General features: G+C 54.2%; 19 protein-coding genes. 9 read left to right on the forward strand and 10 right to left on the reverse strand.

Translation table 11 applies throughout. The features are described from left to right. The first annotated feature begins 67 nt into the window (after positions 1–67). The 3 genes from HEQ61_RS08455 to HEQ61_RS08465 all read left to right on the forward strand — a co-directional run bounded on the left by HEQ61_RS08455 (position 68) and on the right by HEQ61_RS08465 (position 2,545). The gene (locus HEQ61_RS08455; RefSeq protein ID WP_066136106.1) at positions 68–436 is read left to right on the forward strand and encodes a response regulator; all 369 of its coding nucleotides are present in this window, start codon (positions 68–70) and stop codon (positions 434–436) included. Positions 437–536: 100 nt separating this feature from the next. Next, on the forward strand, positions 537–1,691 hold the full coding sequence (locus HEQ61_RS08460) for a protein-glutamate methylesterase/protein-glutamine glutaminase (RefSeq protein ID WP_168020748.1): 1,155 nt from the start codon (positions 537–539) through the stop codon (positions 1,689–1,691). A 2-nt stretch (positions 1,692–1,693) separates the two neighbouring features. Continuing rightward, positions 1,694–2,545 (forward strand): CheR family methyltransferase, encoded by an 852-nt coding sequence (locus tag HEQ61_RS08465; RefSeq protein ID WP_168020749.1) that lies wholly within the window; start codon positions 1,694–1,696, stop codon positions 2,543–2,545. A gap of 28 nt (positions 2,546–2,573) precedes the next feature. On the opposite strand, the gene HEQ61_RS08470 is transcribed toward HEQ61_RS08465, so the two are convergent. Next, complete coding sequence (locus HEQ61_RS08470) at positions 2,574–3,095, reverse strand: adenine phosphoribosyltransferase (RefSeq protein WP_209315423.1); 522 nt, start codon at positions 3,093–3,095, stop codon at positions 2,574–2,576. 327 nt (positions 3,096–3,422) lie between these two features. On the opposite strand from HEQ61_RS08470, the gene HEQ61_RS08475 reads away from it, so the two are divergent. After that, positions 3,423–4,559 (forward strand): DUF2336 domain-containing protein, encoded by a 1,137-nt coding sequence (locus HEQ61_RS08475; protein ID WP_168020729.1) that lies wholly within the window; start codon positions 3,423–3,425, stop codon positions 4,557–4,559. A gap of 132 nt (positions 4,560–4,691) precedes the next feature. On the opposite strand, the gene HEQ61_RS08480 is transcribed toward HEQ61_RS08475, so the two are convergent. The 7 genes from HEQ61_RS08480 to purC form a co-directional block, all read right to left on the reverse strand. Next, positions 4,692–9,545: an autotransporter domain-containing protein gene (locus HEQ61_RS08480; RefSeq protein ID WP_168020730.1), complete on the reverse strand. Its 4,854-nt coding sequence runs from the start codon at positions 9,543–9,545 to the stop codon at positions 4,692–4,694. A 228-nt stretch (positions 9,546–9,773) separates the two neighbouring features. After that, entirely contained in the window at positions 9,774–10,202 is a 429-nt protein-coding gene (locus HEQ61_RS08485; RefSeq protein ID WP_168020731.1) for a group III truncated hemoglobin, read from the reverse strand. Between the two features lie 5 nt (positions 10,203–10,207). Next, entirely contained in the window at positions 10,208–10,441 is a 234-nt protein-coding gene (locus HEQ61_RS08490; protein ID WP_066136098.1) for a BolA family protein, read from the reverse strand. Positions 10,442–10,476: 35 nt separating this feature from the next. After that, positions 10,477–12,672 (reverse strand): phosphoribosylformylglycinamidine synthase subunit PurL, encoded by a 2,196-nt coding sequence (gene purL, locus HEQ61_RS08495; RefSeq protein ID WP_168020732.1) that lies wholly within the window; start codon positions 12,670–12,672, stop codon positions 10,477–10,479. Continuing rightward, positions 12,669–13,364 carry a phosphoribosylformylglycinamidine synthase subunit PurQ gene (gene purQ / locus HEQ61_RS08500; protein WP_168020733.1) on the reverse strand — a complete coding sequence of 232 codons (696 nt, stop codon included), beginning with the start codon at positions 13,362–13,364 and terminating at the stop codon, positions 12,669–12,671. The genes purL and purQ overlap by 4 nt, the downstream gene beginning before the upstream one ends. Positions 13,365–13,438: 74 nt before the next feature. Further along, complete coding sequence (purS, locus tag HEQ61_RS08505; protein WP_168020734.1) at positions 13,439–13,681, reverse strand: phosphoribosylformylglycinamidine synthase subunit PurS; 243 nt, start codon at positions 13,679–13,681, stop codon at positions 13,439–13,441. 47 nt (positions 13,682–13,728) lie between these two features. Continuing rightward, positions 13,729–14,496: a phosphoribosylaminoimidazolesuccinocarboxamide synthase gene (gene purC / locus HEQ61_RS08510; RefSeq protein WP_168020735.1), complete on the reverse strand. Its 768-nt coding sequence runs from the start codon at positions 14,494–14,496 to the stop codon at positions 13,729–13,731. 65 nt (positions 14,497–14,561) lie between these two features. Between purC and HEQ61_RS08515 the strand changes: the two genes are divergently transcribed. Further along, positions 14,562–14,714, forward strand: coding sequence for a hypothetical protein (locus HEQ61_RS08515; protein ID WP_168020736.1), 153 nt, complete (start codon positions 14,562–14,564; stop codon positions 14,712–14,714). 236 nt (positions 14,715–14,950) lie between these two features. Beyond that, positions 14,951–15,277, forward strand: a complete 327-nt coding sequence (locus HEQ61_RS08520) for a DUF1476 domain-containing protein (protein ID WP_168020737.1) — start codon at positions 14,951–14,953, stop codon at positions 15,275–15,277. A gap of 68 nt (positions 15,278–15,345) precedes the next feature. Here HEQ61_RS08520 and purB read toward each other — a convergent pair whose 3' ends face one another. After that, positions 15,346–16,665, reverse strand: coding sequence for an adenylosuccinate lyase (gene purB / locus HEQ61_RS08525; RefSeq protein ID WP_168020738.1), 1,320 nt, complete (start codon positions 16,663–16,665; stop codon positions 15,346–15,348). 272 nt (positions 16,666–16,937) lie between these two features. Between purB and HEQ61_RS08530 the strand changes: the two genes are divergently transcribed. Beyond that, complete coding sequence (locus HEQ61_RS08530) at positions 16,938–17,243, forward strand: pilus assembly protein N-terminal domain-containing protein (RefSeq protein ID WP_168022293.1); 306 nt, start codon at positions 16,938–16,940, stop codon at positions 17,241–17,243. A gap of 4 nt (positions 17,244–17,247) precedes the next feature. Here HEQ61_RS08530 and HEQ61_RS08535 read toward each other — a convergent pair whose 3' ends face one another. Next, positions 17,248–17,517 (reverse strand): hypothetical protein, encoded by a 270-nt coding sequence (locus HEQ61_RS08535; RefSeq protein WP_168022294.1) that lies wholly within the window; start codon positions 17,515–17,517, stop codon positions 17,248–17,250. A gap of 435 nt (positions 17,518–17,952) precedes the next feature. On the opposite strand from HEQ61_RS08535, the gene HEQ61_RS08540 reads away from it, so the two are divergent. Beyond that, entirely contained in the window at positions 17,953–18,387 is a 435-nt protein-coding gene (locus HEQ61_RS08540; RefSeq protein ID WP_167804778.1) for a helix-turn-helix domain-containing protein, read from the forward strand. A 328-nt stretch (positions 18,388–18,715) separates the two neighbouring features. Further along, a complete protein-coding gene (locus tag HEQ61_RS08545; protein WP_209315422.1) occupies positions 18,716–18,910 on the forward strand; it encodes a helix-turn-helix domain-containing protein in 195 nt (64 codons plus the stop codon). The last annotated feature ends 291 nt before the right edge of the window (positions 18,911–19,201 follow it).

A 19,201-nucleotide genomic window follows, 5' to 3' on the forward strand; every position in this document is an offset into this window, starting at 1 on the left:
TCAGAGTGCAAGGTCCGGCGCGGGTGCCGGCTGACAGGGAACCCTGCAAGGAGGGGCACGGAGAAGCATGAAATCGTGTCTGATCGTCGATGACTCCAAGGTTATCCGCATGGTAGCCAAGAAGATTCTTCAGGAAATGTCGTTTACGACCCTAGAGGCCGAGGACGGCCAAGGTGCCTTGGACATATGTCGCAAGGAGCTTCCTGATGCCATTCTTCTGGACTGGAACATGCCGGTTATGAGCGGTATCGACTTCCTGCGGGAGCTTCGGCGGCTTCCGGGGGGGCAAAAGCCTGTTGTTGTTTTTTGTACAACAGAAAACGACATTGCCCACATTCAGGAAGCCATAGAGGCCGGTGCCAACGAGTACATTATGAAGCCATTTGACAGTGAAATCCTGCAGGCCAAATTTTCCCAGGTTGGTCTTCTTGACTGACGCGTGGTGTCCTTGGGACTTTTGAAGGAGATGGGGTTTGGCCTTTGCGCAGGACACAGGAGGGTCGGGTTCTTCAGGCGGGGATGGGCCGTACCTCGTGATGGTTGTCGACGACTCTGCGGTCGTGCGTGGTCTTGAGACCCGCATGCTTGAGGCTGATCCGGAAATCAAGGTTGTTGCATCGGTTGGTAATGGTCAGGCTGCGCTGCAGGCCCTGGATCGTATCGATGTCGAGGTTGTTGTGCTGGACATCGAAATGCCGGTTATGGATGGCCTTACAGCACTTCCGAAAATTATTGAGAAGAAGCCTGGTATTCGTGTTCTGATGTCATCGACACTGACGCATAAGAACGCAGAAATCAGCATGAAAGCAATGGAGCTTGGTGCAACGGATTATATTCCGAAGCCCAGCTCTTCCAAGGAACTGACGGGGGCCGGTGACTTTCAGGAACTTCTGGTCAGCAAGGTCAAGGTTCTGGGTGCATCGGCGCGCCGGGGTACAGGTCTCCGGCGTACATTCGGGGCTGGTCCGGCGCCTTCTGCGGCTGCGCCCTCTGCACCGGCAGCGCCCGCAGTGGCCAAGCCAGCGGCGGCGGCCCCTGCTGCAGCACCGCGTGTCAGCCTGTTGTCTCCTACAGCGCCGATTCAGTTGCGCCAAGCATCGACCGAACGCCCTGATGTTATAGCTATTGGTAGTTCGACTGGGGGGCCGCAGGCCCTGTTTACGGTGTTGACAGCGCTGAAGGCAGCCGGGGGTGTGGAGCAACCCATCCTGATTACCCAGCATATGCCGCCAACATTTACGGCTATTCTGGCCGAGCACATTACCCGTATTGCCGGCCTTGCTGCAAAAGAGGCGACGCAGGGTGAGAAGATAAATGGTGGCATGATCTACATTGCCCCTGGTGACTGGCATATGTTGATCGACAGCAAGGGGGGAGAGCGCTACGTCCAGCTCGAACAAGGCGAGCCGGAAAACTTCTGTCGGCCTGCTGTCGACCCCATGTTTCGCTCCATTGTCAAGGCCTATGGCAAGAAGGTTCTTGCCTGTGTGCTCACCGGTATGGGGGCTGACGGTGCCAAGGGCGGGAAGGTGGTTGCCGAGGCCGGAGGCACTGTCATTGCGCAGGACGAGGCTTCCAGTGTTGTTTGGGGTATGCCGGGCGCAACGGCACAGACAGGTGTGTGTTCTGCTGTCCTTCCGATTGATGAGATCGGTTCCTACATCCAGAAATTCGCCACAAGGCGAGCATGAGCATGAAACCAGAAGACTTCGAATATCTCGTCAAACTCCTTAAGGACCGCTCCGGGCTTGTCCTGAATGCAGATAAATCGTATCTGCTGGAAAGTCGGCTGATGCCCATTGCCCGCAAGCGCGGATTCAAGGGGATTGAGGAGCTTACAGAAAAGCTGCGGGCTAATGATGAAGCCTTGGCTTCTGATGTGACCGAAGCCATGACAACAAATGAGTCCTTCTTTTTCAGGGACCAGAAGCCGTTTGATCAGTTCAAAGATATTGTGCTTCCGAATCTTTTGCGTACACGCGCAACCAAGAAGTCCTTTCGTATCTGGTGTGCTGCGGCATCTTCGGGGCAGGAACCATATTCCCTTTCCATGATTCTGAAGGAAGAGGCAGCAAAACTGGCAGGATGGAAAACAGAAATTATTGGCACAGACCTGTCCAAAGAAATTTTGGAAAAGGCAAAGACAGGCCTTTACAGCCAGTTTGAGGTCCAACGTGGCTTGCCCATCACTTTGCTCGTCAAATATTTCCACAAGCGTGATGACCAGTGGGAGATTGATGCGGGTATACGGGCAATGGTTAATTTCCGGGAATTCAACCTTCTGAGTGACCTCAGCTCGCTGGGAGGGTTTGATGTCGTCTTCTGTCGCAATGTCCTGATATATTTTGATCAGGCAACAAAGGGCCGTGTCCTTGAAGGCATCGCCAAGTTGATGTCTGACGATGGCGTTCTTTACTTGGGCGGTGCCGAGACTGTTCTGGGCATCACGGACAAGTTCAAGCCCGTTCCCAACCAGCGTGGTGCTTATGCCGTTGTCAAAGGGGCAGGCAATGTTCCGTGTCTTGGTGCAGAGCCTGCCAAGTAATGCACGGACTTATTCTTCGACCGATAGGCTATGTGTCGTAGTCTACCAGCGTTGCAACCGGAACATCCAGTCTATCTCGTCCCTTGAGAAAATTCAGTTCGATGATAGCGGCCAGTCCCACAACTTCAGCGCCGACCTTTCTTAACAGGTTTACAGCGGCGTTGGCCGTTCCCCCCGTCGCCAAGAGATCATCGAGAACAACGACACGCTGGCCAGGCTGTATGGCATCAGCCTGTATTTCGATGGTGTCAGTGCCATACTCCAGATCATAGGAATAACTGATTGTTGGCCCAGGCAACTTGTTGCGTTTGCGCACCATGACAAACCCGCATCCCAGCTTCAGTGCCAAGGGCGCTGCGGTCAGGAAACCACGCGACTCAATGCCGGCCAATACATCTGGCCTCCAAGCCCCGACAGCTTTGGCCAGTCTCCCCATGGTGACTTGCCAAGCATCCGGATCACGTAGCAAGGTCGATATATCGTAGAAGTTTATGCCTGGTTTGGGAAAGTCCGGGATCGATCGTATATGGCTCCGGATATCGATGGGCATGTTTTTTCCTTGGGTATTGAGTCTGAAGCATTCCAAGGGCACCCCACTTCTTCGGGGAGAGGCATTTCAAGCCGTTCTGGTCCGGAGAGGAACCCGATGGTAGCTTATTGCCAAGGTAATAGAAAGGGTTGCGTATAACGTCAACAAAATAAGCCATTTTTTAATGGATCAGTCTTGATCGGGGAATGTAGAAGTGCCACCCTGACCCGTGGTATACAGGAAGAAGAAAAGCAGGGACAGGTCCTTTATTTTTCTGTACTTTTTGTGCAAGTGCGAAATAGCGCATGGTGCGGCCAGCTCCGTAACAAGGCAGATAGGCAGGATGCAATGGCAGATATTCAGCTGACAGCCGAAGATGTACAAAATCTGTTGCGGGAGCCGTCCCCTGAGATCCGGGTGGATTTGGCGTCCAAGGTCGCCCGTCAGTTTGATGCGGTTGATCTTTCGGAATCCGAGCGTGAAATTGCCGAGGAGATTTTTCGTATCATGGTGCAGGATGCCGAGGTGCGTGTCCGTGAAGCGCTCGCGCTGAATCTCAAGGACAATTCGATGGTGCCGCGGGATGTTGCCCTGTCATTGGCCCGGGATGTAGACAGTGTGTCTTTGCCCCTGTTGCAGTTCTCCGAGGTACTGACCGCCGAAGATCTGGTTGAAATTGTCCGAAGTCAGAAAAGTCAGGATGTTCTCAAGGCTGTCGCCAAGCGCCGGGTTGTTGAGGCAAATGTTGCTGATGAACTGGTGAACCGGGGTGATGCAGACGTGGCAGCCACGTTGGCGGGAAATGCCGGTGCCGAGCTGACCGAAAAGTCCATGCTGAAAATTGTGGAGCGGTTTGGAGACCATGAAGTTGTGCATGGGCCATTGGCAACCCGTGCCTATTTGCCGGTAACGGTTACGGAGCGCTTGGTAAACCGTGTGTCGGAGGCACTGAAGGAGCATATTCTTCACCGCCATGAATTGCCCCCTGACCTCGCTGCCGATCTGGTGATGCAAACGCGGGAACGTGCGGTTATTTCACTGTCATCCGAATCATCGGAAGATGATGTAGAGCGTTTGGTACGGCAGATGTCAGATCATAAGCGTTTGACGCCGTCGATCGTTGTGCGCGCCATCTGCATGGGTGATCTGGTTTTCTTTGAATATGCGATGGCAGCCCGTTCCCGCCTTCCTGTTGTCAACGTACGTCGCTTGATCCATGATAGTGGTGCCTTGGGCCTGAAAGGTATTTTCCAGAAGTGTCGCATGCCGGAAAATATGTATCCTGCCGTTCGCGCTGCCATTGATGTCATTGCCGAAACAGACTTTGACGGCGAGGATGGAGATATTGAGCGTCACCAGCGCCGGGTTCTGGAAAGAATTCTGACCCAGTATGGTGATCTGGGTGTTGATCTTGAGAAGTCCGATCTTGAATACCTTCTGGCCAAGGTCGAAAAGCTGCCTCATCCCACGGGTGGCATTTCGTAGCCTTTGCCTCTGTATTTCTGTAGAAAAAAGCTCCCCGGATAATTGCCGGGGAGCTTTTTGTTGTTTCATCAGGTCTCGCAAGTTTCTGGCAGAGGCCTCAAGACGAGTGCCCCTGCCAGTCTTCTTCCAGGATCAGAAGTTGATACGTCCGGTCAACATGCCATTATGCGATACATAACCGGCGCGCATTTCCGCATCGTAATCAGCACGTACTTCCCACACACCATCAGACGTCGTATAGCCCATGCCGGCACCGACAGTACCGCCCAGTTTCGACGGCTTGAGACCCGGTGTCTGGATGGTTGCGCCGGCTCCGGCATACTTGGCTGTAGCCGTGGCATCATCACCCAGGAATTCATACAGGGCCGCAGCCCGTAGTTCCGGCCGCAGCTCTGCCCCGGAGCGCATCGTATGATCATAGGCAACAACACCCCCCAAGCTTCCTTCCAGGATTTGGGTGGAGGGTGGGTTGATCGTCAGGTTTGACCCTTCAGCCCCGGTTTCCGTGTAGCTGGACGGGCTGTTGTAGCTGTAGAACATCCCGGCCTTCGGAGTCAGGGTTACCGCCCCCTTGTGCAGAGGCATGCCGACAGCAGTACTGGCCGAGTACTGGTGCGCATCGTATTCACCGTTTGCGGTACGGTTCAGGCCGCCAAAGGTGATCCGGCGCGATGTCTTGATGGTATTGTAGGCCCAGGCCAGTTGACCTTCGACAAAATACCGGCCCGGCTCGTAAGATCCGTACAAGGCAACCTGATAGGAGTTGATGTCGGTCTTGGATTGGCCGCTGTCCTTTCCTTTGACATCGGACTGAGCATAGCTGAGTGCCCCGCCCAGACGAAGCGTTTCCGTTACCTTGTTGTCCAACCCGATGGTGGCCCCATAGGTGTTGGTGCGGTTCCCGGCGACACCATTGCGGGCCTTCTGGGTGGCAATTCCGCCAGTCACTTTTATCCACGCCCCGTTGCGACGGGTATCATCACCGGCGGCGATACCGCTTTGCTGAAGGCCGGCGGTCTGGGCTTCCCCCCGGGTTGCTGCCAAGCGTGTTGAGACAGCTCCGGCCGCTGCGCGCGAAGCGCCTGTAATGGCTTGGGTTGCGGCAACATTGCTGCTGGTGGTGCTTTGCTCGGCGGCCAGCTTGATATCGGCAGCATTACCCGATAGCACAACCTTTTCATAAGCTTGGCGCAGGTCACCGTCTCCGGTCTTTTCAGCGACAGCCAGACCGGAGGCAAACGCCTTGGCCACGGTTGCACTGGCTCCGCTTCTGGATACCAGATCTGCCGTTTTTGCACTGCTGGAAGATCCAATCAGGTAAGAGCCGTCGCTTTTGTTGGTCATCCTGTAATCAAGAATGTTGTTATAGGCATTGTTTTCGATCTTCGGGATGATTTCCTTCAGTTTGTCCTCGGTGACAGTGCCTTCAAACACGCGAATAGCTTTATTGACGACGCCGGAAACGTTAAGGGTCGTTTGGTCAAAGTCGAAGCTATTGGCCTTGATCCAAGCATTCGGGTTTTCTGCCGACAGATTGATCCTGGAGCCGTCTTTAGACTCAAACTTCCCGGCAACGTCCAGCTGATTATCCAGGTTCAGCGTGCTTCCGGCATCATTGGTATAGTCACGCTCAACTTTCATCGCGGCGTTGATGTTGTGGGTGCCTTGGTTGGTGTAGTTTCCTTTGACCGTTGTTGCGGCTTTGGTGTTGTGGATGCCTTCGTTGGTAACGTTATCGGAATACGTTACGGCGATGTTGTCTTCAAACACAGTGTTCCCGCGGATGAAAATGTCCCGCACGTAGTCGTAAGATGGTGCCCCTGCACCTTCTCTTTTGTGGGTACCGCCACTGTATTCAACCCGCCCCAGGCGTTTCCCGGCTTCACCCAGCTGGGTATTAAGGATCTTCGTTTCGCCAAGGTTAGCAGAGAAACGGAAGGTTCCATCCCCGTCGTTCTCGCCAACCACCTTTTTCAGGCCGGTTGCATCGCCGCGCATGTCAACTGTTATTCCCTTGGCAACGGTCCATATACCACCGCTGGCGTCTTCCGTGATTTCTAATGTTGCTTCGTCATCGGGGTTTGTTGGCTTGAACAGCGCATTCTTTGCATGGAATTGGGTGTAGGACAGGGTATTCCCCGTTACGATATCAATCCGAACATTACCAACCTGCTTGCTGGCCTCACCGATACTGCCCCCGGAGTTGTCTGCAGTGGCATTCTTGATATGAAAATTGCCGGCACCGTCATTTTCAACGCGCAGGCGCCCCTTCAGGGCATCAAATTTTTTCAGCTCATTATCTTTCAGCCAGATGTCCTTCTTTGATGCAACCTTCATCAAGTCCATTCGGCCTGTCAGGAAGATATCCTCTTCATTATAGATATCGCCTTTGGCCTTCCCGATAACACCAGTGTCACGGGTTTCCAGATGGAGCGTGCCGCCTGTGCGATAGGCGTCTGCACGGCCATATGCGGGGAATTTGTCGGCATCGTCCGCTACAGTTTTTGCAGCTTCTGCGGCCTGAATATCCCGGTGGGCGATGGCCTTGGCGATGGTTACGTTGGCTATGCGTTGCAGATATTCTGCTTCTTCTACAGGGGCAGCTTTTTTACTGTCCAGAGTTACGCCAAGGGTAACCAATTTGGACCGCAAGGCGGCGTTGGCCGTTTCCAAGGTCGTTTTTGCTGTATGCGCTGTTTGTATGGCACTGTGGTTGTTGATTGCGGCCTGAAGGTCATCAATTTCCCTCTGAAGGTCATCAATTCCTGTGCTGTCGCCTGGGGTGTACCCTGCAATAGCGGCAAGGGTTGCCGGTTTGTTGCCGCCTGCCAGGCCGTTTCCTTCAGCCACATTTATGATCGCGGTGGGTGATGCATTCCCGAGCTTGCTGAAAACATCAACAGTCCTCTTCTGCGCTTCCAGAGTGTTGGATGGCGTTGCAACGGCTTCTTTGTCTCTTGTTTCGGCTGTTTCCAGAACCGCCCGCACATCTCCCAAGGTGGGTTGATCGCCCAGAGCAAGTCCAGCTGCTGCTACCTTGTCTTTGATATCTTGTTTTTTAGCCTCTATCGCCTTCAGGTCCCGATAGGCTTTGGTCAGGATCTCGAGGCGCGTGCTTGGTGTATCCGGCAAAGCCTGCCCATTATCCGTCCAGTTGTTATTGCCGCTGAGCCGTTTTATTTCAGCTTCAATCTGTGCCGTAGTCAAATCCGCAAGTTTGGTGGTAGTGGCCCCCGCCAGAACAGTCCCCCCGGTTTGCAATTTGGCCCCGGTCAGGCCAGTGGACAGAACTTCCACATCACCCCACGTTCCTTCTGTTGTGTCTGCCAGATCGGACAGGGCGCTGACCTTGTCATCCTGTGCATAGCCCTCAAGAACAGAAAGCTTCGTGTTATCGGCGGTTGCTGCCCAATTATTATCAACGGCACTGAGACGTTCACCAAGAGCTGTTGCATCCAGACTGCCTTCCAGGGCTTTGGCTTTTTCCCACACGGTGTAGGCCGCTTGTTCCTCAGCAGCCCAACCGCTCCGGACGTCCTCGGCGATCGCATCGGTTTCATTCCAGTCAACCTTTACACCCTTTACAGCAGCAACAGCCTTTGCCTTGGTTGTGCCCAGTGTGCCCCGCAATGCGCTGAGTGTGGAGTCGCCTATGGTCAAGGGATTGTTGCTATCATCCTTTAGCTCTGCTGTGCCCAGAGCAATTCTCAGTGCAGCGATATCGCTACTTATTGTTCCGATTGTCGTTCTGAGGATTTTTGCGGTAGCGCCTTTTGTTTTTGCGTCAGTTTTGACCGTAGTAAACTCTCCGGTCAGGCCCGCCGTGTTGATCTTGCCAAGGGTGCCTTGAACGGCAGTCTTTTTGTTACTATCGCCCAGCAGAGCAGACACAGCCCGGGCGCGTGCCTCGACGCTACCATCTGTGAATCCTGTTCGCGGTGTCGTCAGGCCGTTGGTTATGGCTTCCGCTTCCGCTTTGATGACGTCAAGGGCAGGGGCATTCGCGCCAATCAGAGTGCCGAAGGTGACAGCGGTGCCCCCGGTTCGTACCCTCAACCCACTCAGGCCATCAATCCGGGCTTTCAGGTCTTGTACGTCTTGCGTCTTCAGGGCTTGTAGCGCGGTATTCCGTCTTTCGGCTGCTTGCGCAGTCCTAATTTCCCCTTCAAGGCGGGCAATGGCAGTATCAGGCGTTTCTCGCTGTCCCTGTATTGCCGCGTTTCGTGCTAGCAATGCATCCAGAACCGCAGCGTATCCCGCCGTGTCAGTTGGCGCAGCGCTTTTTCCTGCCAGGTCCCTGTAAACTTTCTCCTGCGCCAGAAACTGTTTGTAGGTACCTGTCTGGCCTGTCAAACCTGCGGCAGTCCACAGATTGCCTGAGGCCGTTTCTCCCAGCTTCCGTTCCAGCCAAGCTTGTGTATCAGCTTGAGCTTTGTTTAATTCTTTGTTGGTCTTTTCTCTGTTTTTAGTGTCCCTCTCTCCCTCAAGAGTAGCTTTGTTTTTCAGCGTTCCTCCATCAAAAGCCACGGGGTGTGCGACCAGAATGCCCGCATCAAAGTTTCTCGGGGTTCTGGCCACAGCATTGGCCAACTCGGGCAGCTTTTCCTGCCCCGCTTCACTTGGGGAGCCGGTGAAAGTCTGGGTGCTAGCTGTTCCTGACCATCCTGCATGGAAATCAAAGCCTTCTACCTGTGACGCAAGCCCCGGCAAAGGTTCAGTATTTGCTTTTTCCCCGACCACAGCATCGTAGTCCGCTGCGGTTATCCCTGCCTTTGCCAGCGCATTCTGTGCCTTGGTTGTTGCATCCGTCAGCTCACGCTTTTTGCCATCTATCCTGGCTTTAGTAACGCAGACTTCGATATTACCTGCCTTGTTTGGGTCAAAGGCTTCATCAGTGTCGCAGTTTGTCGCATACGCGATGCCGGGCAGGGAAAGGGCAGCGGCCAAAGCGGTGGTGGCCAGAAGGTTTGTACGGATTTCAGACATAACGGGGGAATAATCCTTGTGTATGAACGCCAGACAAAAACGGCACACGAACCGCGCACCATGACAGATCGCCAAGAGCAATCATTAAATATCCGGGCATTTATACGAAAATTATCTGATAAGATGAAATATATTTTATTATTTTTTTATAAAAAAGCGTGCACAAGCACGACCTGTGCTTCTCAGGATCACAGGCCCGTCTTGCGACGAAATAAAAAACAGGATGCGCTAGAACAAACGCTCACCACGCTGGATGGCCAGCGCCATGCGGAACGATGCGGCCATGCGTTCCGCGCGTATGCACAATTGTTCCGCCGGTTCAGGGCAGAACACATCAGTTGTGGTGGCGCGGAACAGGGCCAGCCACTGGGTAAAGTGATGATCCTGCAAATCAGGCAAAGCCAGATGCGCGGGCAGTGGGCGCCCGTCATAAGTGCGGGTGCCCAGCATCATGGAACACCAGAACTCCACCATCTTGTCCAAGTGTGGTTGCCAGTTGCCCTGGATTGTGCTCTCGAACACTGGCCCCAGATCAGGGTGTGCTTGTACGCGGTCGTAGAAAGCCAGAACCAAACGGCGCAGGGAATCCCGGTCGATCACCGCAGCCCGTTCCTGCGGGGTCCACGCGTGCCAGTGGGGGTGATCGACCGGTGCCATGGCGTTTATTCCGGCACGGCGGTTTGCAGTGCCAGGGCGTGTAACTCTCCGCCCATTTTGCCCTTCAGTGCCGCGTACACCATCTGGTGCTGTTGCACGCGGCTTTTGCCGGCAAACGCGCGGGATATAACCCGGGCAGCATAATGGTCACCATCTCCGGCCAGATCTTCGATCACCACGTCGGCGTCGGGAAACGCCTCGCGGATCAGGGCTTCGATATCAGCGGCGTGCATGGCCATGGTCTATCGTGTCCTTTCGCTGTGTTGTGCTGCTTTCAGCCGGCCATGTAATCCGGCAGCCAAGCTTCGTGGGTATGGTGGAGATCTTTCACAGTGGGACCATGTTGATTGTTAACGATGATGCGATCACCGCCGGTGCGCCCGATCACGCGGGCTGAAACCCCGGCCCCGGCAGCCATCGCCAGAATGGCGCGTGCGGGTTCACCATCGTCTGTCACCACAACATAACGGCCTTGATCTTCACCGAACAGGGCTGCATGCAGCGGGCCACCAAAGTCAAGCGTCAGCTCTGCCCCGATGCTTGATGCCATCGCCATTTCGGCAACTGCGGCCAACAGGCCTCCATCCGAGACATCGTGCACCGTACGGGTATGGCCACACTGAATAACCGAGCGCACAAAGTCACCGGTCTTGCGTTCATGGTGCAGGTCAACCGGCGGCGGGGCACCGTCTTCCCGGCCAAGGATTTCGCGCAGGTAAAGAGACTGCCCCAGCCAGCCCCGCCGTTCTCCCTGACCAACCAGGATAATCGTTTGCCCCGGTGCCTGGAATGGAATGGTTGCTGTTCGGTCCAGATCCTCGATCAGCCCGACGCCGCCGATGGCTGGTGTTGGCAAGATCGCTTGGCCACTGGTTTCATTATACAGGGACACGTTACCCGAAACCACGGGGTAGTCCAGTGTGGTACAGGCTTGCGCAATGCCTTGGCAGGCCCCGACGAACTGTCCCATGACGGCGGGCTTCTCCGGGTTGCCGAAGTTCATGTTGTCGGTAATGGCCAGAGGGCGTGCGCCAGATGCCGTCAAGTTCCGCCAGCTTTCGGCCACAGCCTGTTTCCCGCCTTCAACAGGGTCAGCCTTGACATAACGTGGCGTGCAGTCGGTTGTCATGGCGAGGGCGCGATTTGTGCCGTGCAATCTGACAACAGCCGCATCGCTACCCGGGCGAACCACGGTGTCGCCCATCACCATGTGGTCGTACTGTTCCCATATCCACCGGCGACTGGCCATGTCCGGGCAGGAGAGAAGCTTTGGCAGAACTCCTGTCCACGCATGTTCCGGTACGTCATCGGGGGGCAGCTCTGGCTGTGGTGGGGTAGGGACCCACGGACGATCATATTCCGGGCTGGCTTGGGCCAGGGGGTCAATCGGCAAGTCACCAACCACTTCGCCGTGCCACTTCAATACCATGCGCCCGCTATCGGTCAGGGTGCCAATAATAGCAAAATCCAGTTCCCATTTCTCGAAGATACGGCGGGCCATGTCTTCCTTGCCCGGAACCAGTACCATCAGCATACGTTCCTGGGATTCAGACAGCATCAGTTCGTAGGGAGTCATGCCGGGTTCACGCATGGGAACCTTGTCCAGTTCCAGCTCCACGCCCATGCCACCCTTGGAGGCCATCTCAAAGGAAGATGACGTGAGGCCGGCAGCCCCCATGTCCTGAATAGCCACAATTGCATCGGTGGCCATCAGCTCCATACAGGCTTCGATCAGGAGTTTTTCCGTGAACGGATCACCAACCTGTACAGTCGGTCGCTTTTCCTCGGCCCCTTCACCAAATTCAGCCGAGGCCATGGTGGCGCCATGGATGCCATCGCGCCCGGTTTTGGAGCCAACGTAGACAACTGGATTTCCCACCCCTGCTGCGGCAGAGTAGAAAATACGGTCTTGGCGGGCAACGCCAACCGTCATGGCATTGACCAGAATGTTACCGTTGTAAGACGGGTGGAAGTTAACCTCGCCGCCGACAGTGGGCACGCCAACACAGTTTCCGTACCCACCAATCCCCGCTACAACACCTGATATGAGGTGGCGTGTCAGGGGATGTTCCGGAGCACCGAAACGCAGGGCATTGAGATTGGCGACAGGACGGGCACCCATTGTGAACACATCCCGCAAAATGCCGCCGACGCCCGTTGCTGCCCCTTGGCAGGGTTCGATAAAGGACGGGTGATTATGGCTTTCCATCTTGAAGACAGCGGCCAGGCCTTCGCCGATATCAATGATGCCGGCATTCTCACCCGGGCCGCAGATCACCCACGGTGCTTTGGTTGGCAGTGTTTTCAGCCATTTCTTGGATGATTTGTAGGAACAGTGTTCCGACCACATGACCGAGAAGATCCCCAGCTCGGTCAGGTTGGGTTCCCGCCCCATGATCTCCAGAATCAGCGCATACTCGCCTTGGTTCAGGCCATGGCTTGCAATAACATCCGGGGTCAATGCGGTCATTGTGACAGGGTCTCCACCAGGGAATCAAACAATGGCTTGCCATCCACGCCGCCGAGTTTCTCGTCAGCTAGTCGTTCAGGATGGGGCATCATGCCAAGGACCGTTTTGCTTTCATTAAGGATGCCGGCAATGTTGTTACGGCTGCCGTTGATGTTTGCGCGCTCATCCACAACGCCATCAGCAGTGCAGTAACGGAAGGCGACCTGCCCATTGTCTTCAATTCGGGCAAGGGTTTGGTCATCTGTGAAAAAGTTTCCATCATGATGGGCAACCGGGATGCGAATGACTTGTGCCGGCGTGTACCGCCCCGTGAACGGGCTTTGGTTGTTTTCTGTTCTCAGAAAGACATCACGGCAGATAAAGGCCAAGTTGCGGTTGCGCATCAAGGCACCGGGGAGAAGGCCAGCTTCGGTCAGGATTTGGAATCCGTTACAGATCCCCAGAACACGGGTTCCCCGTGCGGCCAAGCGTTTGACTTCACGCATGACAGGGCTTTGTGCAGCCATGGCACCACAGCGCAGATAATCCCCGTACGAAAAGCCGCCGGGGATGGCAACAAGGTCAAGATGATCAGGAAGCTGGCTTTCACGGTGCCAGATCATGGCCGGAGCCTTGCCCGAACTTTTCTCCAGGGCGACAGCAAGGTCTCGGTCGCAGTTGGAGCCGGGAAATACAATAACGGCGGCTTTCATCGGATATCCTGCTATATGTCAGGAGACGGGGTGGTGTTCAGGTCACCCCGGTCAGGGGCGCACCTGATTCCGGCTTATGGCTCTATGGTGATTGTGTAATTTTCCATAACGGTATTTGCCAGCAAGTCCCGGCAGGCTTTTTCCACCAGTGCACGGGCTTCTGCTGGATCCGTTGCGCCGAGTTCCAGCTCGATATACTTGCCTTGGCGAACATTGTCGATACCGGCAAGCCCCAAGTTTCTCAGCGCCCCTTCAATAGCCTTGCCCTGTGGGTCCAGAACCCCGTTTTTCAGGGTGACGTGTACTTTTGCCTTCACGGATTTTAGTCCTTCCGCAGAAATATCGGGGAGAGTCTGTCCCTGCCTTATTGCATGGTTGCGGGGCCGGGCATGTCGCGTGGGCCACCTTCGGGCAGGATCCCGAGGCGGCGCGCCACTTCCTGATAGGCCTCTTCCACAGAACCCATGTCACGGCGGAAGCGGTCCTTGTCCAGTTTTTCGTTGGTCTTTACATCCCACAGACGGCAATTGTCGGGGCTGATTTCATCGGCCAGGATGATCTGTGGCTCGCCGCTCTCGTGATAAATCCGGCCAAATTCAAGCTTGAAGTCAACCAAGCGTAGCCCGACCCCAAGAAAAAGACCCGAGAGAAAGTCATTAATGCGCAGGCTGACGGAAAGAATTTCGTCAATGTCCTGAATCGTGGCCCAGCCAAAAGCGGTGATGTGCTCTTCGGAAACCATGGGATCCCCCAGCTCATCATTTTTGTAATAATACTCGACGATTGTGCGGGGGAGCAGCGTGCCTTCGGGAATGCTCAGCCGCTTGGAAAGGGAGCCGGCGGCGCTGTTACGAATAACAACTTCGATCGGTATGATTTCTGCGGCTCTGACCAGTTGCTCCCGCATGTTCAGGCGTCGGATAAAGTGTGTCGGGACCCCAATGTCACCCAGTTTCTGGAACAGGTATTCAGAAATCCGGTTGTTCAGAACACCCTTGCCGGTAATGGTACCCTTTTTATGGTTATTGAAAGCGGTTGCATCATCTTTGAAGTACTGAACCAATGTTCCGGGCTCGGGACCCTCGAACAAGATCTTGGCTTTTCCTTCATAAATCTGTCTGCGACGTCCCATCGTGAGCGATTGTCCGTTCGTGGCTCCACCCTGCCGTACGGCAGGAGAGCGGAATAGGTACAAGGATGAAGCCGTCCGCCAAGAAGCAGGGCAGGCCGGGGTTCTTCCGGTTCGGAAGCGGTATAGCAGGCGCCATCGTTACCGACAATGGTGAACTGACAGTCTTCCGGGCCTTTGTCAGGGTGGGGTGCGTGGGGAAGGGCAGTGTGCCCGTGTGAGTATGAGTACGATGCACTACGTTATAATTCCTTTTTATATCATATAATTATCTTGTCCCATGAGCTTGTCCTTATGCATCGGGGTCTGTTACAATAGGTTTTGTAGAGCTTCGGGATCTTTGGTGGGTAATGAATTGGGGATGGATATAAATCCCCGGGTTTTCTTGATTGACCAGATTCTCCTTTTACGGGGTCTTGGTCCGTGATCTCTGGCCGCAATGGGGGATATGTTCAGCATGGCTGAGGTTTTTCGTGATCGTGAGAAAGCATTTGAGGCCCAGTTCGGGCATGATCAGGATCTGGCGTTCCGGATTCGGGCCCGGGGTAATAAAATGCTGGGTCTGTGGGTAGCTGAAGCCTTGGGAATAGCCGGTGGTGGGGCCGAAGAGTACGCGCGCAACCTTGTTACGGTCGCTCTGGAGAAAGCCGGTGAGGAGGGTGTGATCAGGAAGATACTCACTGACTTTCAGGAGCGTGACGTGGATATGACGGAGGCACGTCTGAAAGTGAAGGTCGAGAAAATAATGACCGAGGCAAGGGATAGCATCTTGCATGATGGGTAGCGTCTTGTTTGCTTGTTGCTTGACAAAAAGCCCGGCGTAGTGCCGGGCTTTTTGGTGTGCCTTTGACTTCAGGCAATTTTTTCCCCGAAAACCCGGCGAAATATGGTGTCAACGTGGCGTGTGTGGTAGCCAAGGTCGAACAGTTTTGTCAGGTCTGCTTCCGGTATATGGGTGGTGATGTCCTTGTCCTGCTTGAGAATGGACAAAAGATCACCGTTTCCTTGCCAGACCTTCATGGCATTGCGTTGTACCAGTGCATAGGCATCTTCCCGGCTGACACCCGCCTGTGTAAGCGCCAGAAGGATCCTCTGGCTGAAGATAAGACCACCCATCTGGTTGAGATTGCGTTCGATAGCTTCGGGGTAAATGAGCAGGTTCCTGACAACGCTGGTCAACCGGGCCAAGGCAAAATCAAGGGTTATGGTAGCGTCCGGTGCAATCATCCTTTCAACGGATGAATGACTGATATCGCGTTCATGCCACAAGGCTACGTTTTCCATCGCGGGGATGACATAGCCACGTACCAGACGCGCCAGTCCTGTCAGGTTTTCTGTCAGGACCGGGTTGCGTTTATGGGGCATGGCAGAGCTGCCCTTTTGTCCTTCCGAGAAGAATTCTTCAGCCTCACGCAGTTCTGTCCTCTGGAGATGACGTATTTCGGTTGCAACCCGTTCGATGGAAGAAGCAATGACTCCCAAGGTCGCAAAGTATTCGGCATGCCGGTCACGGGGGATAACCTGGGTGGACAGAGGTTCAGGCTTCAGTCCCAGTTTCTCTGCGACGTATTCCTCAACAAAAGGATCAATGTTGGCAAAGGTCCCGACAGCCCCGGAAATAGCGCATGTTGCTATATTCTCCCGTGCCTGGAGCAATCTGGCGCGTGCTCTCTGGAACTCGGCGTGGAAGCCTGCAAACTTCAGCCCCATTGTGACAGGTTCTGCATGAATGCCATGGCTTCGCCCCATGCAAACCGTCAACCGGTGCTCCAGGGCGCGGGTCTTGAGGGCATCCAGAAGGGCATCGATATCTTTCAGAAGAATGTCTGATGCCTGTGCCAGCTGTACAGCCAGGCAGGTATCCAGAACATCGGAAGATGTCATGCCCTGGTGCACAAAGCGGGCATCCTCACCAATATGTTCGGCCAGCTCTGTGGTGAAGGCAATCACGTCGTGCTTTGTTGTTTGTTCTATGGCATCGATCCGTGCGATCCGTTCAGGCGTGTACGGTTTGTTGCCGTATGTGCGGACAGACTCAGCGGCTTTCTGTGGAATGATTCCCAGTTTTGCCTGAGCATCGCAAGCGTGAGACTCGATCTCAAACCAGATGCGAAACCGGTTGGCAGGTTCCCAGACAGAAACCATTTCGGGGCGGGAGTAACGGGGAATCAAGGCTTTTCTCCTGATAGGATTGGTGTATGGGGGCTTGGACCTGTATGAAGGGGACGGAAGAAGCATCCGGAAAATCCAGTCGGGGCGTATTCCTGTCAAGGAATTCCTGTGATCATGACTACCCGGGCGTTCCCCCGTCGGCGGAGTTGCCAAGTGGATAGCCCTTTTGGCAGTGTAGAAAAGGGTTGTAGCAGGGGAGCGTTGCGGTGCGTACCTTAAGGTTTATTGTCGTCTTCTTATGCATGTTTCTATGGTTTTTCTCTGGTCCAGTAATGGCCCAAGCCTTCAGGATGCCTTGGGAAGATGAAAAGGCAAAAGCACCCGTTATCAATCCGGACAAAATTCATGACGTGAAGGTGGTGAGGGATTCTCTGGAAATCATTCGCCTGCCGGCTGGAGGGAAGATTATTATTTCTTCGGCTCCGGAGGTTGCCAACCTTTACCTAAGAGATCCCGACATGTTGTTTATTGTCGGGCGTCTAAGGGGATCAACCAGTGTCGTCGTTGCTGATGAGGGGCTTGCTCCGGTTTGGAGCGGTTCAGTTATCGTCACAGACGTTGAAGAAGAGGAAGAATGATGGGTTACTTGGGGGGGGCGGAGACTGTCAGGTCCAAGGCGACGGTTTTGTCCCGGGTTATACGGGCTGCCTTGTGAGCCTTGCGCGCAATTGGAATTTTTTGGTCCATACACCAAGCAATCAGGGCAGAGCACAGCAGGGCTGCATCGTAGCTCTTGGATACCTGCCGTCCGCTTTGCATCTGAATGACGCCGCGCACATTGACCGGATCACTGTTGATAATTTCTATGCCAATAACAGTGCCGCTTTCATCTTCTTCATGGCGATCAGCCATGTCTATAGTCATGGCCTTGCATACTTCATCTTGTGTGAAAAGCAGCCTGCGAACCTCTGTTGGCATACTTACTGTCCCCCCCCCTGAGATAGCGCCCTTCATTAAGGCTGGTTGGGTATTCTGTTCCCGTATTCGTGGCGTTGCAAGAGCCGTGCTGCATACTGTGCCGGATTATCTCATTGTTTCGGTATGCTGATGGGTTGTCTTGCTTTACCCTGGACATGAGGGCCTTGAGTCGATTTGCAATCCATGATTGATCTCTTTCTGGTATACCTTGGCGTTATAATGTATGCATACATATTTGCTTTTGGGATAGAAAAGCTACTTGGGATGGCTATTTCATAGTCCTCTTGTATGGTGTGTGGCGCGGGTAATTGACCTTCTCTGCAAGGTTGTGCTTTATAAGTGCTATCGAGTTGTTGAGAGGTGTCTAACGTGAATAGTGAAAAAGATCCTGATCCGATCGACATCCATGTCGGTTCGCGGATGCAGCTGCGTCGTACCTTGATGGGCATGACGCAGGAACAATTGGCTAAAGCCATTGGTGTGTCATTTCAACAGGTTCAGAAATATGAACGAGGTCTGAATCGATTGAGTGCCAGTCGTCTTTTTGATGTGTGTCAGGCGCTTGGTGTTTCGATGCTCTACTTCTTCGAGGATATTACCGAAGAAGTGTTGCGTTCCCGTAAGCGCAACGCTGATGTTATTGATCCTGCTGCCCTTGGTGGGCGGGGTCGGCGACCGGTTGGCGACCTTATGAACAAGACAGAGAGTCTTGAGCTTGTCCGGTCTTATTGGCATATGCCGGCCAATCAGAGAGAGAAAATCAGGGCCTTGGTTGATACCTTGGCAAGAGCTAATCGGGAATGATTGAGACAGGCGCGGTTGAGAGACTCTTCCGCGCCTGCTGCTTGTTTTTTTGATTTTGTTTTGTCTTTGGGGCTTTGATCCGGTATCCCCATTCCTTATAGTTGGTTTTCGAAGCAGATTTACCCTATTGGTTGAGTTTCTGGGTGCATTCAATGCAGGTTCCTGCAGGGTGCCCTTCGGGGTTTGTGTCGGGGCTTCTTTCGCCGTCTTGTTTTGTATGCTTGCCTGGCAAAAGGAAGCGTGCAGTTGATTCTGTATCTGTGTAGTCCGGCTTTTGCCACAGGGGTTGCTCAAGCTGGTTTGGCGTAAGTTTTTGGGGGACTTGCCTGTGTTGACAGATCGTGAAGCTGAGGTGCTCACTTGGGTTGCGCGAGGAAAGAGTACTTGGGAGATCGGTCAGATTCTTAGGTTGGCCGAGAGAACGGTCCTCTATCACATAGAAAATGCGAAAAAGAAGATGGATGCCACAAGCCGGACTCATCTGGTTGTGAAGGCAATGATGGCCGATCTGATCGATCCTTGATCGGACAGGGGGCACATACTTGCGTGCTGAATGGCAGATGAGGAGCCCCCGCACCAAGTGTTTCGGAATATCGAGTTGCCGAGAGCGTCCTTCAGAGCCGAAGCTCCATGCGAGGCGAGAGAGGGGCGCTCACACCCGGTGCAGGGGCATGTGCCCTCGAACAGGTGTGAGCTTGATCGCTACATGGCTTTGAATTTTGATTGCTATTTGGCGTTTCCGATGACGAGGGCCTGTCCTGCGGCATCGACGACATCTTCAGTGATCATGGCGAGTTCATTGATGCGGATGATA

Origin of the sequence: Haematospirillum sp. H4485 (assembly GCF_012102745.1) — a bacterium.
Taxonomy (GTDB): Bacteria; Pseudomonadota; Alphaproteobacteria; order Rhodospirillales; family Rhodospirillaceae; genus Haematospirillum.

Bases quoted from the DNA above. Each gene is read 5' to 3' on its own strand.
- HEQ61_RS08480 (WP_168020730.1), bottom strand. From the start codon at position 9,545: ATGTCTGAAATCCGTACAAACCTTCTGGCCACCACCGCTTTGGCCGCT.
- HEQ61_RS08470 (WP_209315423.1), bottom strand. From the start codon at position 3,095: ATGCCCATCGATATCCGGAGCCATATACGATCGATCCCGGACTTTCCC.
- purC (WP_168020735.1), bottom strand. From the start codon at position 14,496: ATGGGACGTCGCAGACAGATTTATGAAGGAAAAGCCAAGATCTTGTTC.
- purL (WP_168020732.1), bottom strand. From the start codon at position 12,672: ATGACCGCATTGACCCCGGATGTTATTGCAAGCCATGGCCTGAACCAA.
- purQ (WP_168020733.1), bottom strand. From the start codon at position 13,364: ATGAAAGCCGCCGTTATTGTATTTCCCGGCTCCAACTGCGACCGAGAC.
- HEQ61_RS08475 (WP_168020729.1), top strand. From the start codon at position 3,423: ATGGCAGATATTCAGCTGACAGCCGAAGATGTACAAAATCTGTTGCGG.
- HEQ61_RS08490 (WP_066136098.1), bottom strand. From the start codon at position 10,441: ATGGCCATGCACGCCGCTGATATCGAAGCCCTGATCCGCGAGGCGTTT.
- HEQ61_RS08515 (WP_168020736.1), top strand. From the start codon at position 14,562: ATGAAGCCGTCCGCCAAGAAGCAGGGCAGGCCGGGGTTCTTCCGGTTC.
- HEQ61_RS08530 (WP_168022293.1), top strand. From the start codon at position 16,938: ATGGCCCAAGCCTTCAGGATGCCTTGGGAAGATGAAAAGGCAAAAGCA.
- HEQ61_RS08460 (WP_168020748.1), top strand. From the start codon at position 537: ATGGTTGTCGACGACTCTGCGGTCGTGCGTGGTCTTGAGACCCGCATG.
- HEQ61_RS08535 (WP_168022294.1), bottom strand. From the start codon at position 17,517: ATGGCTGATCGCCATGAAGAAGATGAAAGCGGCACTGTTATTGGCATA.
- HEQ61_RS08520 (WP_168020737.1), top strand. From the start codon at position 14,951: ATGGCTGAGGTTTTTCGTGATCGTGAGAAAGCATTTGAGGCCCAGTTC.
- HEQ61_RS08465 (WP_168020749.1), top strand. From the start codon at position 1,694: ATGAAACCAGAAGACTTCGAATATCTCGTCAAACTCCTTAAGGACCGC.
- HEQ61_RS08485 (WP_168020731.1), bottom strand. From the start codon at position 10,202: ATGGCACCGGTCGATCACCCCCACTGGCACGCGTGGACCCCGCAGGAA.
- HEQ61_RS08455 (WP_066136106.1), top strand. From the start codon at position 68: ATGAAATCGTGTCTGATCGTCGATGACTCCAAGGTTATCCGCATGGTA.